Origin of the sequence: Photobacterium sp. GSS17, from assembly GCF_028621875.1 — a bacterium.
In the GTDB taxonomy this organism is placed as follows: domain Bacteria; phylum Pseudomonadota; class Gammaproteobacteria; order Enterobacterales; family Vibrionaceae; genus Photobacterium; species Photobacterium ganghwense.
In genome coordinates this window covers 261762-277642 of record NZ_CP117518.1, presented here as the reverse complement: position 1 = coordinate 277642, position 15881 = coordinate 261762, and the positions used below count along the sequence as shown (strand labels likewise).

The 15881-nt window shown below is 45.1% G+C and carries 11 protein-coding genes, 1 tRNA gene and 1 pseudogene; 5 read left to right on the top strand and 8 right to left on the bottom strand.

The window, feature by feature from the left end:
• Positions 1-44: 44 nt before the first annotated feature.
• From PGW97_RS17665 to PGW97_RS17645, 5 genes are all read right to left on the bottom strand, one after another.
• Positions 45-731, bottom strand: coding sequence for a hypothetical protein (locus PGW97_RS17665; protein ID WP_273860283.1), 687 nt, complete (start codon positions 729-731; stop codon positions 45-47).
• Positions 728-2119, bottom strand: a complete 1392-nt coding sequence (locus PGW97_RS17660; RefSeq protein ID WP_273860282.1) for an asparagine synthetase B family protein — start codon at positions 2117-2119, stop codon at positions 728-730. Before PGW97_RS17660 ends, PGW97_RS17665 begins: the two co-directional genes overlap by 4 nt.
• 32 nt (positions 2120-2151) lie before the next feature.
• Positions 2152-3210, bottom strand: coding sequence for a GTP cyclohydrolase II RibA (gene ribA, locus PGW97_RS17655; protein ID WP_273860281.1), 1059 nt, complete (start codon positions 3208-3210; stop codon positions 2152-2154).
• Between the two features lie 2 nt (positions 3211-3212).
• The gene (locus PGW97_RS17650; RefSeq protein WP_273860280.1) at positions 3213-6560 is read right to left on the bottom strand and encodes a glycosyltransferase family 2 protein; all 3348 of its coding nucleotides are present in this window, start codon (positions 6558-6560) and stop codon (positions 3213-3215) included.
• Positions 6561-7210: 650 nt separating this feature from the next.
• Positions 7211-7531: a hypothetical protein gene (locus PGW97_RS17645; RefSeq protein WP_273860279.1), complete on the bottom strand. Its 321-nt coding sequence runs from the start codon at positions 7529-7531 to the stop codon at positions 7211-7213.
• A 633-nt stretch (positions 7532-8164) separates the two neighbouring features.
• Here PGW97_RS17645 and PGW97_RS17640 point away from each other — a divergent pair.
• Positions 8165-9294 (top strand): annotated as a pseudogene (locus tag PGW97_RS17640) (IS3 family transposase).
• A 23-nt stretch (positions 9295-9317) separates the two neighbouring features.
• Entirely contained in the window at positions 9318-9482 is a 165-nt protein-coding gene (locus PGW97_RS17635; RefSeq protein WP_273860667.1) for a helix-turn-helix domain-containing protein, read from the top strand.
• A gap of 189 nt (positions 9483-9671) precedes the next feature.
• Here the strand turns inward: PGW97_RS17635 and PGW97_RS17630 are convergent.
• Positions 9672-9746 (bottom strand) — tRNA-Gly (locus PGW97_RS17630).
• Between the two features lie 346 nt (positions 9747-10092).
• Between PGW97_RS17630 and fhuF the strand changes: the two genes are divergently transcribed.
• Positions 10093-10983: a siderophore-iron reductase FhuF gene (gene fhuF / locus PGW97_RS17625; RefSeq protein WP_273860278.1), complete on the top strand. Its 891-nt coding sequence runs from the start codon at positions 10093-10095 to the stop codon at positions 10981-10983.
• A 157-nt stretch (positions 10984-11140) separates the two neighbouring features.
• Here fhuF and PGW97_RS17620 read toward each other — a convergent pair whose 3' ends face one another.
• Together PGW97_RS17620 and PGW97_RS17615 are read right to left on the bottom strand one after the other, a co-directional pair.
• The gene (locus PGW97_RS17620) at positions 11141-11320 is read right to left on the bottom strand and encodes a hypothetical protein (protein ID WP_047884738.1); all 180 of its coding nucleotides are present in this window, start codon (positions 11318-11320) and stop codon (positions 11141-11143) included.
• A gap of 123 nt (positions 11321-11443) precedes the next feature.
• Positions 11444-13792: a glycosyl hydrolase family 18 protein gene (locus tag PGW97_RS17615; RefSeq protein WP_273860277.1), complete on the bottom strand. Its 2349-nt coding sequence runs from the start codon at positions 13790-13792 to the stop codon at positions 11444-11446.
• Between the two features lie 415 nt (positions 13793-14207).
• On the opposite strand from PGW97_RS17615, the gene PGW97_RS17610 reads away from it, so the two are divergent.
• Both PGW97_RS17610 and PGW97_RS17605 read left to right on the top strand, forming a co-directional pair.
• Positions 14208-15125 carry a chemotaxis protein gene (locus PGW97_RS17610; RefSeq protein ID WP_217393902.1) on the top strand — a complete coding sequence of 306 codons (918 nt, stop codon included), beginning with the start codon at positions 14208-14210 and terminating at the stop codon, positions 15123-15125.
• A 354-nt stretch (positions 15126-15479) separates the two neighbouring features.
• Complete coding sequence (locus PGW97_RS17605) at positions 15480-15788, top strand: hypothetical protein (protein ID WP_047884740.1); 309 nt, start codon at positions 15480-15482, stop codon at positions 15786-15788.
• The last annotated feature ends 93 nt before the right edge of the window (positions 15789-15881 follow it).

Sequence of the window (15881 nt, the reverse complement as noted above, 5' to 3'; positions counted from 1 at the left end):
GGCAGGTCAGAGAGGTTTCAATAGCAGAATTACAAGCTCGATCTTCAACTAAGAAAATTGAAACCATCTCTATGAATCACAGACTTAATATCATAGTCAAAGTATTTCGTTAGCACATTTAGTAGATCACTTATACTGATGTTAGGTACTTCTTCGTAGCCGCTGCTACTGTATATCTCTAACCGTCTATCGCGAATAAATAAAAATCGCTGGCCAACAACCATTGAGAATCGCAACTGGTTGCTAAATGGGTAGGTTATGTTGGTCGAAAAGCGGTTCGCTATACCTTGGCGGATTTCGGCTTCAGGTTTTGCTGCAATATCTATTTCCATTTGTAGCTTTTCGACACCACGTTTGAGGTGGTAAACCCTGATCACACCGTTTTCTATTTCAGTCCTATAGCGCATTCCGTAGCACTCATACTCAATAGGGGTTGCAGCTGGAAACAGTTGAATAGATGGCCAGCCATTGCCAATATCAGCAAAGTAGCGCTGATTGTCAATTTCAAGCCTTACCAACCGGTGGATCTCTTGCCCGCCAATGCGAGCAGAGTGCAAGTGTGCATCAAGTCCTGCAGCTTTAGCTGCCTCTAAATAGCTCAGAGTTTTGTCTGAGCAAGTACCTCCATATGCCGTTGTGGTGGGTAGCACATTATTGAGTAGGTAGAGGTTATGAAATGGTTCTTGCTTGAATTTATCGAGCAATATTTGTTGGGCTAATTGTACTGTCACCTGTGAGTCTCCCCGCGTTTTGCAATAACGGCATCAAACGTAGGGTAGCTAAAAAAATAAGTATTTTCAGCATCGTGAGTAAATACCTGTTGCCAGATTTTCTTAAGTTCGACTATTTCCATATTTCCGTTGCGAGATAAATAGGTCACCACCAACTTGCGTATGCCACTACCTACATCAAATGATGTTTTTTTACGATTAGCTATTTCGGTAGGCAATAGATGCCCAAAGGTATTCCTAAGTGCCACCTTGTTACGGCCAGCCAAATAGAACTTTTTGTGCTTCAAGGTATCCGCTATATGCTTAACCGCACGATCTAAAAATGGACATCGAACTTCAATACTATGCGCCATGCTGCACTTATCTAGCCGACGAAGCTCGGTAAAGCGCATGTCGGTTATTAGGTTTGTACGAATTGATTGCCATTCTTGTTCTGATAGCTGCTCATGGTACCCAGCAAAGAGCTCGTCTGCTCCCTCACCAGTTAGTACTACCTTCAACCCCTCCTTATGTGCTGCCTCTGCTAATAAATAAGTCGCCAAGCCGTTACTTATGATCGATGGATTGTAGCTCTCAGTTGTGTAAAGCACTTTGGCAATCAATGGGGGTAACTCTTGCTCCGTTGGCAATGGAATGTAATGAACTTGTTTTAACCCTAGGTACTTAACGAGTCTATTAACCATCGCGACATCAGAACTATCAGGATCGCCAAGAACAAAATAAGTGATGTCCTGGCGGTGCTGATTAGCTAATGTCGCAATAATAGAGCTATCCAAGCCACCACTCAGAAAAACACCAAACGGCTGTTTCGGCAAGCGCTTAATAACCGCTTGTTCCATCGCCACAGCCAGACTGGACGTAGTGTTGGCTGGTGGTTGATGTACTGCTATGTGTGTTAATTTTCCTGTGATTAAATCTAGCTGACTAATGCCCAGTGGTACTTGCTCGAACCATTCAATGTTTTGCAACGCTTTAAGTTCGCTTACAACAAATAGGTTATTGCCATCGCGGCCATAAAATAGAGGTTTTTTGCCCATATGGTCGCGCAATAAGTAAAGAGTATGCGTACCAGGTTGGTAGATGAGGCCTGAGTAAAATCCGTCTAACTCTGCCAGTACCTGGCTACCAAATTTCGTAAATAGCGGTGCAATAACATGTGTATCACATTGGCTATTTAGCATTAAGTTGTGGTGTTTAACAAGTTCATCAGCATTGTAGATTTCGCCATTAAATGCCCCAATCAAATCGCCAGCTTTGTATGGTTGACGACCAGCAATACTTTCATCATTGATCGCCAAACGTACAAAACCTATAGCTAATTGATTGCTTACCCAGCAGTGCTGGTCATCTGGCCCACGATGAGAAAGCCGCGCTAGAGTGGCAGACATGCTTTGCTCCGCAGTGTCGCCATAGAGTAACGCTATTCCGCACATAGTTGTGGTTCTTTGTTATCCCGTAACTGGCTGCGCAATTGCACTAACAACTCGCCTAGTCGGTTTAATCCAGTACCATCCCCTGCGTCGCCCCAGTAGCTGTCATTACGTGTATGTTCGGCTATGTTACGTTGCTGTGTAGATAATAATAACTCTTTGAGATCAGGGTGCTGGGTAAACTTGGCTGCAAGTGCTTGCCACATAACATTTTCTTTTACGTTGTGCCAGTTAGCTTGGAGGTGCTGTGATTCCAGTTGATCAGCAATTTGTTTAGCTAACATCGGACTCGCAGCAGAACGAACTCGCTCTTGTAGTACGGGTTCACTAAATTTTTGTGCTTGGTAAAAGTGCTCGGTTGTACGCCAAATTTTGCCATGAAGATAAACAGCATGTTGCGAAAAGTTGGAAAACTCCCCCCACGTTTGGTCGGAATGATAAAAGTGGATTGGGCCGGTATTATCATGTTCAAGGCCCAAGGGCAGGCAGTGCCCCAGTTTGTCATTCTTACTCTGTAAGTAGTCTGCATTTTCGGGGCGTACTAGGGGGTGAGTATTAACAACTTCTACTGCAATACCAGCTTGTTCCAGTGCACGTCGTTTTCGCGGGTTGTTTGACACTAAACGCACTTGCTCTATTGCCATTTTTTTTAGCACTTTGATAGCAGGCGTATAGTCGCGAATGTCTTGTTCTAAGCCCATAGCTTGGAATGATTCAGCTGTATCTAGTGCCTCAGCCTGCATTTTATATACTGCTTGAATCTTCTTCGATAGGCCTTGACCGCGCCCTTCTTGATGCAAATGAAAAATTATACCGCTTCCGTTGTGTGCCATGGATTTCATGGCTTCGCGCAATTGGTCTGCGCAGTCGCAGTCGCGCGCTTCGAATACTTCTGAAGCCAAGCATGAAGAATGCAATCGCACCATTGGCTTACTTCCTAGCTTATTAATATCGCCAAAGGTGACCACTCGTAGCAATTCGTTGCCAGTGTCATACATTCTGAATGTGCCATGTGGTGTAGGTAGTTCACAGTAATTTTTATAAGGCATTTTTATTCTATTGTCTCAACAGTTTTCTGGTGTGCATTTGCAAAGCTAGTACTCTGCGGCACTATTTGATTTAAAAACTCACAAATATGGTGCTCGTTCATTTGCTTAACCTGAGCTTCTAGTTTCGCAATCGTGGCAGGGTTAAAGGAGCGAGCAAGGTATTCACATAGCTCCGTGAGTTCTGGAAACTTGGATAATGCTTGTGCCAAGCCATTAATTCGATAAAAGCTATGTTTTAAACGTGAAAGACGAGTGTTGCGTGCTAATCTAGTAGCTTTCCAAACGTTGGTAATTTCAGCAGGAGTAAAAACCAAATTATGCTCTTCTTTTGTAAGCAAAAATTCTTGCAGACCAGCATACAGTGCTGATCCCATAATCTCATCCTGTACCTTCTTCAAATCCAGAATTTTCTCGTTTTTCACGCGGCCGGTGTGTTGTACAGGAAAGGGGGCACTTTTAATACTTAGCCTGTGGTGATGCTTATTGACCATTGCCCAAACCATATCTGAACGGCGCGCTTCACGGCCATTAATTTTAGGGATTAGGTTAGGTGTTTGTGTTAACGCCTTAGGATTTAGTACAAACGTATTGCCACCACGGTTGACCGTGTCTTTCATTTCCATCAGTGGGTCTGCAGAGCATGCCGGGATTATACTACGAGTAAGCGGAAAGCCCGTGACTAACAATGGCGCATAAGCAAACAAACGTGCACGGGCTTCCGCTACAGTTTCGCCTTTGTAAGCGGGTTCAAGCCAAAATGGAACTTCAACATGGGCCGAATGTTTACGCGATAAGTCGTAGTAATAATCGGGGTACGTATTTCGAAGTATTGTGTTTTCGTCGCTGCGGTCAGGCAGTTCAATATTGCTTGATAGTGTATCTAGCCAACGTAAGTTATGCAGCAGGTCTACCAGCTGACCACGTAGGCCATTTAATGGAGGATTGGGAGAGGAGCCTTCATATTGCCCAATCACAACATCAATACCCTCTTGTTTAAATTTTGGTAGCCAAGGAAGATATTGCTTTGCACGCGCATCTAGGCGCATGTCATCATCAAGAATCCAAGCAATGCTATCCGGATTCGCTTCGCATTTTAACCCAACGTACTTTTGCAACATACTGCGTGCTTGTGCGATACCCACCAGTCCCCTCTGGCGGTTAGCTAAGCCTGAACCAAATAAGCCACTTTCGGAGTCTTCTACTTGTTGTGCTTCGGTAATTATTCGCACATTGCCGAGTGGGCGCTTACTATGCTCCAAAACTGCTGTCAAAGAGCTATCCGAGCAACCGTTGCACAGAACAATGGTGCTTACCTCAGATAAAAAACCACACTGCGCAAGTTCGGCAATGCTGTTAAGCAATGGTAATAATTTATGGGCATCACCTGTAATCACACCGATAGTTAATGCAAAAGGTGCTGGCAGCTCTGCTAGCGGAGCCAGGGGCAACCTGACTTGCTGTGCTTGCTTCAAGTTACAGTCAATACCGGTTAATCGTTGGCGAAACGCTTGATAGCCATCCATCTCCGGCATTTTTGTGGTATGCAGCGATTGACGCATTAAGAACTTAAGACATGGATGAGCCGCATGATAAATAGTTAGATAAGCGCGCCGCGCCATGTGTTCAAAACCCAACTCATTCCATGGCCGAATATCCGAACCATAATCAATCAACTTCACTTCATTCTGGGTTTTGATCAAGTTTTTCGGATGAATGTTATTACATACAATACCCGCTTTACTGCAACTATGAAGTAAGTTAATTACTTGTTCGCAGTGGCCACCTTGGTAAGGGGCGCTCACCTCATAGGGGTAAGTGAGTACTAAGGTTTTGCCATCGACAATGACTTCATCGAGGGTATATAAACCAGGCAGATAACGCCATTGTGAACAGTCCTGTTGTAAAAACTTAATTTGCTCAGCAGGTATACGCGTTTTCCAGTAATCAATACACTTAAAAACGCGTTTACCGTCAGTCATCACAATGGCTTCAGAGCCAATACCAAGCAGTTGTAGATCGTCGGTGTCGATACAAAATAGCTTATCGATACGAGCACGGGCTTCGTCAGCACGCCTCTGTGTTATTTCCTGAACTAGTTCTGTTTGCTGCTTTTTTAACAGCTCATTAAGGCTGTCGTCGCACAGCTGACGAGCACCTAACTCTGTTAATAATGCTGAAATAACATTTTCGTTTTTACAGTATGGTTGCCCTTGAGGCTGCCAACCTCTTAACACCCATGCGCTATGGCCAATGTTCTCTTTGGCTACAAAAGCAGTAGCCGTTTCAATACAAGTTTGTTGAGCGCATAAATTGTAGCAAGTAATTCCCTGTTGCCTCACAAATTCAAGAAACGCGCTCAATTCGTTCAAGTCCAAATCTTGAGTTGCCGTTAAGACTAGGTTAAAGCCAACTAGATGCTGTTGGCCTACTTGATGAATTCGCTCGATGGCTTGGCTTAACTTACTAAACGAAATACTTCCTAACTCAATGCCAAGTGTTAACGCAATTTGAATTGCCGGCTCTGATGCTATTTCCGATGATGCTTCTGGTTTCCAGTTAAACAGGCTCTGCGCACGATTAAGAAATGCTTCACGCTGCGCGTTACTCATGCGCCCATGATACTTCTGCCAAAACGCTGCCAAACCTTTTTTCTTAGCTGGTGAGTTTGGTGTGCTAAGCCGTTGGCGATCACTATCTGCATAATGATTTAACAGTGGTTCATTTATGCTGTGGTAGCGAATCACTTCTAATTCACAGAGACGTATGCACAAATCACGATCAGTGCAACTTGGTAGATGCTCATCAAAACCGCCGACCATCAGCATGGTATCGAGTGATAAGAACAGGTTAGAACCTTGAATACCCGGATTGCCCCGTAAGAATAGATCTTCATTTAATGACTTAGGTGATAAGCACTCGATAGGCCGCTGTTCAGTACTTTCATAGCGGTAGAATCCCGCAGCCACCATATTGCAATGGTTTGAGCTTGCTGCCACTAAGCTGCTTTCTAAATAGTTAGGATGCCATTCATCATCGTCATCAAGAAATGCTAGAAACAGCGAATCATGGCCCTTTCTATACTGGCTGCTCAGGTAATCTATTGCCGTATTCCACGATCCACTAGCACCATGCGTTCGCTGATTTATCAAATATTGAATATGGTAGTCACTCGATGGAAGGGATTCGACAATTAACCTATTTTTTTGCTGAGTTTGTTCTGAAGAGTCGTCTACTACAATAAGGAAGTTCGGTAACCTGGTCTGTTTTAATACCGATTTTAGTGCACGTTGTTTTAATAGATTGGGTCTATTTTTGGTCGCAATAATTACGGCTACTTGCGGGACGTTCAAACCTTACTCCGTTACTACTGAACAACTAGTCACACCTTTGATAATGACCTAGCTAGCTTTAAAGTTTTAATGAGTGGCAGATCATTAATATAATTAAATACTTGTCAATAATTGAGTTTATATTGACAAATTAAGCACTAAATTGAGCACAGAGCGCTCATTATTTAATCCAAGACTACGATTTCTGATATCATCCTATAGCAGTAACCACTCGTCTTTTCCAGTTATCAGTGCAACCACGGATACGCTGATTTGCCACAAAACCATTCCTAAAGTGTCCGAATCACAATAGGCAGCGTCAGCGCTTCAAAAATAAACGATTGCACTTAATGGCTTGAGATTAAAAAGTGCAGTAAACAAAGCTTTCAATTACTTGTGAGGACAATCATGAGTCAGCTATGACTCATTGACTTGGTACTAGACAAACTTCGTTAAAATTTCGACTTAATTCGATAGAAGTCAAATTAGTAAAAGTATCAAAAGTTACCTCTAACTAAGTGACCGTATTAGATTTACCACTTCATGTCAAATTCGCTATGCCATATACTGAAGTTAGAGCGCAAAAATAACGCCGCTCCATAAAATCAATGGGTTGTATGGAACGGCCTACAAGACATTTAAAGAATGCTGACACTACATAATCGGCTCTCTTAATCAGAAACACCCATGTGTGCCAGCGCCTTTTCAAGCGACATGCCGTTGCGAATATGTCTTGAAAGGCTACCATGAAGTACACCGTTCAGCTTAGCAATCGCACTGATGCTACGCATCTCCCCTTTATAAAGATACTTGGTCATCCGCCTTTTGGGAGGATTGACGATCTCATCAATCGGTAATCCCTTACGCCATCGCCGATTAATCGTATCGATACCAAGCCCGGTTGCTTTGGCCAACTCCTTATGAGTCTGCCACTTACCGTTAATCAGCAGTTTAGGGAATGGATCAGCCTTAACCGCCTCGTCGATTGTCATCTTGAGAATGAAACATCTTGTAATCTTGCAGCGTCAGGATCCGTACGTTTAAGTGTTACGCTTAATTCTTGATAGAGACAAAACAGATGTCCCAGGCGCTTCTACCTGAATTCAATAAACGCGGTAAGCACAATTGAAGTACTTCATGAACAACACCTTCATCAGTCAACTGAAAAGTCGGGAACTGCTTCATACCATTTACTTCCATGTATAGAATTTGATTGAGCTGAATAAGGGATGTGATATCTGCAAAATAAGACGATAGCTCATTAGTCAGTAGAAAATCGTGGTCAGCTATGAAGGCCGTTTTCTTCTCTTGATGCTTATGTTGTAATAATTTTATATTATCTAAATGCGCTGACCTTGATTCCTCATTATAAAGAACTAAGCTTTTGCAACCATTAAATATCTTTTCTCTACAACCTACGTGAGTAGATAATGACAAAAATACAGCTAACAATGACCATTGTTCTTTTTTACATATTCTATAGCAGCTTTAAGAGCATTAATTTTAGTCGATAAAGTTGCAAGTTTTTTATCATGCTCACTTTAAAATAGCGAGAGTGACCTGCTCCCCGCTTTCTAATCCAGCCAAAACTTAGTAATGTTCATCTTATAAGAAGGAAGATGAATATGAAGAAGCTATTCAACGAACAGCAGATCATTGCCATTCTCAAGGAAGCGGAAGCGGGTCTGCCCGTCAAAGAATTATGCCGCAAGCACAATATTTCCGATGCCACATTCTACCTATGGTGTAAAAAGTACGCAGGCATGGATGTTTCCGATGCCCGTCGTTTGAAAGCATTGGAAGATGAGAATGCCAAGCTCAAGAAGCTCTTGGCAGAATCCATGCTTGATGTTGATGCTTTAAAAGCGGCTCTTTACCAAAAGTATTGACCGTCGGAGACAAGAGCAAGGCCGTGCATGCAATGCATTAAGTTACCTCGATTTCGGAGCGCAAAGCCTGTCTGCTCGTCGGTATAAATCGCGCATCGATGAGATACCAACCTCAATCTAAAGAGAGTAATGTGGAGCTGTCGGCTCATATACAAGAACTGGCACTAGAGAGAAAAAGGTTCGAATATCGCCGTATTCACCATCTTCTTCGGCGGGAAGGGACAGAGGTTAATCATAAGCGTGTTTACCGGTTATACCGAGAGGCTGGACTGACCGCTCGTAAACGGATGCGAAGGAAATCATTATGTGTCGGGCGAGAGCCACTTTTACTTCCCTCACTGCCCAACCATACCTGGTCAATGGACTTCGTCATGGATGCACTCAGTTCTGGTCGTAGGATAAAGTGCCTCACTATCGTTGACGACTTCACAAAGGAGTGCCTGGATATTACTGTTGCATCAGGAATTTCTGGAGATGAGGTGGTCGCCATACTTGAGGCTATTGCTGCTTTCCGTGGTTATCCTGAGGCTGTTTGAACAGATCAGGGGCCTGAGTTTACGGGTAAAACCCTCGACCAATGGGCATATGATCATGGTGTCATTCTGAAGCTGATACAGGCTGGTAAGCCAACCCAGAATGCTTATATCGAAAGCTTTAACGGCAAGTTCAGGGACGAGTGTTTAAACGAGCATCTGTTCAGAGACTTGAGCCATGCTCGTAAACTGATCAGTGACTGGCGCATTGACTACAATGAAAATCGGCCGCACTCATCAATTGGATACCTAACTCCCTCTGAATTTGCAGTACTGACACGTTCAGGGCTAAACAGTAACGTAACTGACATTACTAAAGAAGTGTTGGATTAATTATTGGGGGCAGGTCATGAAAGATTCGTAAAGGAAAAGGCATTTCCCAAAAACACCTAGCATTTATTACAGGTATTGATAGAAGTTATATGGAACGGATCGAAATGGGAAAGGTCAACGTAACACTTGAGAAGCTTTACCAGTTAGCAAAGGCGCTTGAGTGTGCACCATCAGATTTACTACCTTAGTAGTTAGTAGCAGACTAACACAGTCAGTGTTATGTGTTGTTAGGTTACTTTGCTTTTTTTTGAAATCCCATACTACTATTAAAAATTTTGTTGAATTTTCTGATAACACGGGATGTTTCAAAATTTACCGTATTTTTACCGCATACAGAAAAGCCCACACCTAAATGTGGGCTTTTATTGAAGAATTCTTGGAGCGGGCAGCGGGAATCGAACCCGCATCATCAGCTTGGAAGGCTGAGGTAATAGCCATTATACGATGCCCGCAAATGATTGAGCGAAGCGCTCTGCATCGGTAAGACCGCTTCATAATGTCACATCATTGGATGAATAAAAGTATTCGCGGCAAGGTTGTGAACAAAATCACACAATTATTATTCACCTGTATTAAAAACGCTCAAAAATACAGTTCTACACACCTATTTTTATCCGTCTGACAATCTCTAGGTAGATTTAAGTCCCTGACGCTAGACACGTTATTCTGAGAACACGCCTTCTCAAGCCACTCAAACAACAATGATAATGATTTCTATTTATTACTCTCCGTGATATTGTCTCCCCTGCTTTGGTACCGGCTCTGCCGTTCAATTGCGTATGAGTGAGACCTTAATCAATGAACGCCATCAACCTCATCCAACCAGCCACTCAAGCGGCGCTGTGTGATCGTTTAAATGCCGAGCTGGCTGAACATGCCCCTTTTTATGCGCAACATTTAACAGCGATTCCCGCTCAACCTTCCGGGCATGGCGCAAATGTGTTGAATATTGAGCATCTCTTGCAGCAAGACACTTATTTTTCACTGATTGACGAGTTTGCAAGAGACTATGCAGCTCAAAGTGATAACAATGAAAAGCTTCGGGAGCGACGCGGGACTGTTCATGGTGTAGACACGAAAGCACTGCATTCCATGTGGAGCCAGTGGTTTTTTGGGTTACTTGTTCCCCCATTGATGTACTGGTCTTTCGCATCCCATTTAAAGGCGAATTGGTCGCCAGAGTTGGTTTGGCTGCGTCCACATGACAGCGGGCGGCCAGAACGTTTCTTCATCGAAATCAGTCAACCCGTTTACATGCATGCGCCACTGAACCTTACTACAACCTTCTCGCAAGGCTCACTTTGTCAAAAACTGAAATCTCCGATCAAGCAGATAGAGTCTTTATTAACCGACTTGCTTGCACCAATGGTTGATAGGCTAGCGTCCCTTTCTCCTGTGGCGGCGAAACTGCACTGGAGTCATGCTGGTTACATTATTCACTGGTATTTAGGCCAGCTGTCACTTTCCGACGATGAACAACATTTTTGCCGGCAACAACTTTTTAATTCACCAAACCTGGGCACGATCCCGCACCCACTATGGCGAACCATAAAACTGGAAAGCCAGGAGCCAACACCCCGTATAGCATGCTGCCTTCGCCACCAGCTCCCGGCGACGACAAAATGTGGAGACTGCCCGCTCCACTACCGAGGAAAGACGCCACAAGCAGGGAAAAAAATCGCGAAGTAACAAAAAAGCCAGCAGAGGCTGGCTTTCTGATAAAGATAAGATGGTTAACGCCATATGACTCGTCAGGGTATCTTATGTCGCATAGGGTTTACGACGACTGCATGATATCTATGCCTGACCAGATGAGCTGATGTGCTGTCCGAATGAATATCGTACCCTACTTTTCAGGATATTCTCCCTGATGGCCTTTTGGCTTAGTACCTTTCACTTTCCAATGTTCATTTGGATCATAAGCTTCATCACAAATATCCAGCGAGAAGCCCATATCCACGATTTCTTTCAACGTTAAATTGTCAGCCAATTTCGCTACTTCACCTGATTTATTACGTAGTTCCATTTGATCACCTTAGCTCCGCATTGCCTCTCCACCCCTTAACTATAGTGGCGCCACACCAACTTTTCCTGAATGCAAATAGCCCGGCACAAGGCCGGGCTAAGTTACAGATGCAGATTACGGAAATTATAGCTGAGTCCAAGGACCACTGGTGTTGCCAGGTTGATCACCCTGAGTCCACCATTTGGCACGGTAATTTTGGCCGTTGAAAATGACTTCTTCGCCACCCGTATAGGCTGTCGCTGAACTCCACTCATTAGCGCCAGCGGCTGTTACCGCTTCCCATACCGAACTGGTTCCTGGTTTTTCACCTTTCGTCCACCACTTGGCTTTGTACTGTACGCCTTCAAACCAAACCGTGTCACCTGCGGTATAAACCTGATTAGCATCCCAAGTTGTTTCACCACCGGTGCTGCCAGCCTTCACCGTTACGGCAATTGTTGAGGTTGCTTCAAACTGACCGTCAGAAACGGTGACGATCAAATTAACGTTCGTATCCGCCGTAACTACTGGTGCAACGAATGTAATGTCAGCCCCTGATGCCGTATTACTAACTGTTCCTGCCGAAGCGGTGAAAGTCAGCGTATCGCCATCCGCGTCCTGAGCAGAGACAGAAATCACCACAGACTCCCCGCTGTTAACAGTAGCCGTTGCTGGCGCATTCAGTACCGGAGCAGTATTGCCTGCCTGCCCTGAGCCCTTAACGTTAACAACCACAACAGACGTCGTGGCTTTGCGACCATCAGATACTTTTACGGTGATGCTGTCTTGCAGATCAACCGAAGTATTGGGGGCCTGGTAAGTCACCGTCGCAGTACCATTACCATTGTCAACAATCGTTGCATTGGTGGCGCTAAATGCTAACGCATCGCCATCGGCATCGGTCGCAGAGACCTCAAAACTGATCACCTGACCGGAAGTTGCCGCCTGAGTCCCTGGTGCAGCCAGCACTGGGGCCGCATTAGGGGTAGTCCCCTGAGTGAATACGCGGTCAATGGCTTCTGCCAATGGTGAACTCAATTTGGTACATTGTTTCAGCTTGCTGCCGTAGTTGATGAAAGTCCCTTCACACTGAATGTCACCGTGTACCTGCCAGACAATTACACCACCCAAGTTGTTATCAACAATGTACTGCGCCTTTTTCTCAATAGCCGGTACATCGTCGTAGCTCAGGAAGTACTTTCCTTTCACTGCGTAAGGCACTTCAGCATTGACATCCCACATGTGCTGCCAGCCCGGTGCTTTCATGATGTAGTTGTAGTTTGGCTGGCCTTCAAATACTTGCCAGTTATCCAAATCTACCGCCGACTCTGTCGGGCCATCAACACTGAAATTGACCGTACGTTTGTCAGTCGGCGCGCCCACGTATGCGGTTGCTTCTGTGGTTTGTACGCCACGCCCGTAAAACGCTGCGCCAAAGTTAATCTTGTTCGATGGAATCCCCTTGGCTGCCATCCAGTTTTTCAGGTAATCCAGGTTCAACCCCTGGAACTCTTCTTCCGGATATGGGTAAAGAGGGGCATTGTGACCTGCAACATTTGACCAACCACCGTTAAGGTCGTAAGTCATCATGTTGAAGTAATCCATTGACGCAACCAGACGAGGCCAGTTGTAACCTTCCAGTTTCGCCGTTGATGCTGAGAATGCGGCAGTCAGTAGCTTATTAGGGCCAATTCGCTCGCGGATGTCTTCCATCAACTGTTCAAAGTTTGCATAATCTTCCGGATTGCCCTGGAAGTTCATACCGCCGGTACCTGGGTATTCCCAGTCAATATCAATACCATCAAATCCCAGTGCCATCACCTTATCAATATCTTGAAGGAAACGGGCTTTTTTCACCGGATCGGCGGCCATTTCAGGGAAGTGTTTGGACATGCTCCAACCACCCAGAGAAGCCATGACCTTCACCCCTTTCTGATGCGCCAGGTCAATCAAGCCCGGTGCACCACCCGCTTTTTTCAGTGGAATTGGCATCTGCCCTTTCACACCGGAAGGGGTGTGCAGCCAGCCATTGCCATCTTTCACGAAGCCCTGCTCCTGCACCTTGCGCAGTTGCTCAGCTTCCCAGGCTTCATTTCCAGGGAATTGGTGTACATACTCCAGCTCACCCCAAAGAATGTGGAAGTCCCAGCTTGAGTACACATCAGGGTGTAGCAGAGGACCCGGCTCCTGCACCGAACCCGGCTGATAGATGTTCTTATTGCGTAAATCACCGCTGTGCAAAGAACCATCTTTTGCGACACCAAAGAAGGAGAAATTCAGGATAGAATAAATATCCATATTAACGTTGAGATGGGTCGCCTCACCTTTGACAGAAAAGCCTGCATCTGCGCCTTTCCAGGCCTCCCACTGAGTAATATAACCAATGACGTTCTTGTCATGAGTTGGCGCAGCGAAAGCATTTGCGGTGGCACCAGCCATCAGCATTGCAGCCATCGCCCCGGCGATTTTGCTCAGACGTAATCCCTTTTGCATGTTGTTCTCCACTAATGTTGAAGTCATGTTATTGGCAGAATTGGTTGGGCATTTTTTGCACAACCAAAAAAGACTCCATAAGTCTTAGCGAAGTTTTTTTGACACGCGAAATGTGAATTCACTTTTTTGCTGTCAACTCAAAGCATTCTGTGAAAAGTATGTAAATGTAACAAGATAGTTAGCCAGAGGCTCAAAGTTTCCGGTCACCTCAATGACTCCTGTCGCAGCCGTAAATTGCGACTTTTCTGTCCTTCGATTTAGCGTGGGTGTCCATTTAATCACCTAAAACTCAATAACTTCCTTCCCTCCCTCCCCTATAAAAAGCTACTATAGTTGCTAAAGATACCAATCCAGCGCCTTTGACATTTTTTGCGGCGCTGCTGAGCTTAACTTTCCGTAAAAAAGGGACTGCCGAATGATCAAATCAGCCACCAATCAGTCGCAAGGCATGCTGCTTTTTCATTTAACGCCATTGCAGACATTTGCGATTGGTACGTTAAAAGTGAAAGAGATTGTTCCTTATACCCCACTGACGGTCATTCCTCATTCTCACCCTACTGTTCTGGGGGCGGCCAGCCTGCGCGGTGAAACGCTTCCAGTGATTGATATGGCAAAAGCCGTTGGCTATCCTCCCTTACAGCCGGATGAATTGAAAAACTGTTACATCATTATCACCGACTGCCGCCGGATGCTGGTGGGTTTCCTGGTACGCGGAATTGATAAAATCACAGAATGTAACTGGCATAATATTGATGCTCCACCAAGCTCCCTGGGTAAACATGTGTTCGTCACCGGGGTCACCACGGTAGAAAACAAGCTGATTCAACTGCTGGATGTAGAGCTGTTGCTGTCAAAAGTCTTTCCTGATGCTCCAGACAGCTTGCATCCGGTACTGACCGACATTGAGCGAGAGATTCTTCGCCCACTGAAAATTCTGCTGGTCGATGACTCTGCCGTTGCCCGGCGCCAACTGTCACAAGCACTGGACAGTATTTCAATCCCTTATTTCATTGCCACAACCGGCAGTGATGCCCTCGAGATGCTCAAGCACGCGGCAGATGCTGGCGCGCCGTTTGAGATTCTGGTCAGTGATATCGAAATGCCGGGGCTTGATGGCTATGAATTGGCCTTTGAGGTTCAAAACAACCCGCGCCTGAATCAGGCCTACATTATTCTGCACACTTCGTTGTCCAGTGAGATCAGTGTCTCTCAGGCGCACCAGGTGGGGGCGCATGAAGCCCTGACCAAGTTTGAAGCCAATGAGTTGATCCACGCCATGCTGAGGGGAGCAGAAAAAATCAAAGTTAATCAGCCGGATGCACAGCGCGCCTGATATCCGTTTCTCTCACGACACACATTTCCAAGGGAAGACGACGGCTACCCGCTAAGCTTCCCTTTTTTTATCGCTGCCCAGATACTAGTTGCCGCACCTGAGAACACACGTCTTGGTTCCTCGTCAGTAGCGCTTCGTTTTTAGCCATTCCTCTCTGGCTTTCGCTGTCAGTGATACACGGGGAATAGTAAGCTTCAACTTTTCCATCATTTTCGATTTTGATGCTCGGGCGGCTCTTCTCGTTACTGCGGGAGAAAAGTTTGCTTTTTGACGTCCATTTGACAATCAGAAACACCCGCATGGCAAAGTAGAACCGTATTCATTTTCTCTGTTACGAGCAAGATCCAAATAGCTATGATTAAGCAAACTTTGACCGCATTTTCCCTTCTGGCCCTCTCCACTGTTGCACACGCCACTCCGGAGCTTCTGGCACCGACGGAGTTGGAATATGGGCAATTTGAACTTGTCGAAACGGTAGAGATAACCGGCAATATTAATGACAGTCTGCTGATACTGGTTGACGACTCACTAAAACATAAAAGTAGTGATTTTTACGTGATTGAAGACATTACCGAAGACACCAGTGAAGAAACACTGACCGTCACAGTCAATCTGTACAACCTGCCAGATAATGAACTGGCTGACGATTTCCAGGTTTCCTGAGTAGATTAAACAGATTCACGCACCCGGGATGCGATGCCTTCTTACGGCAAGGGCATACCCTTATGCTAAGACCATAGTGGCAAAGCCTTACTG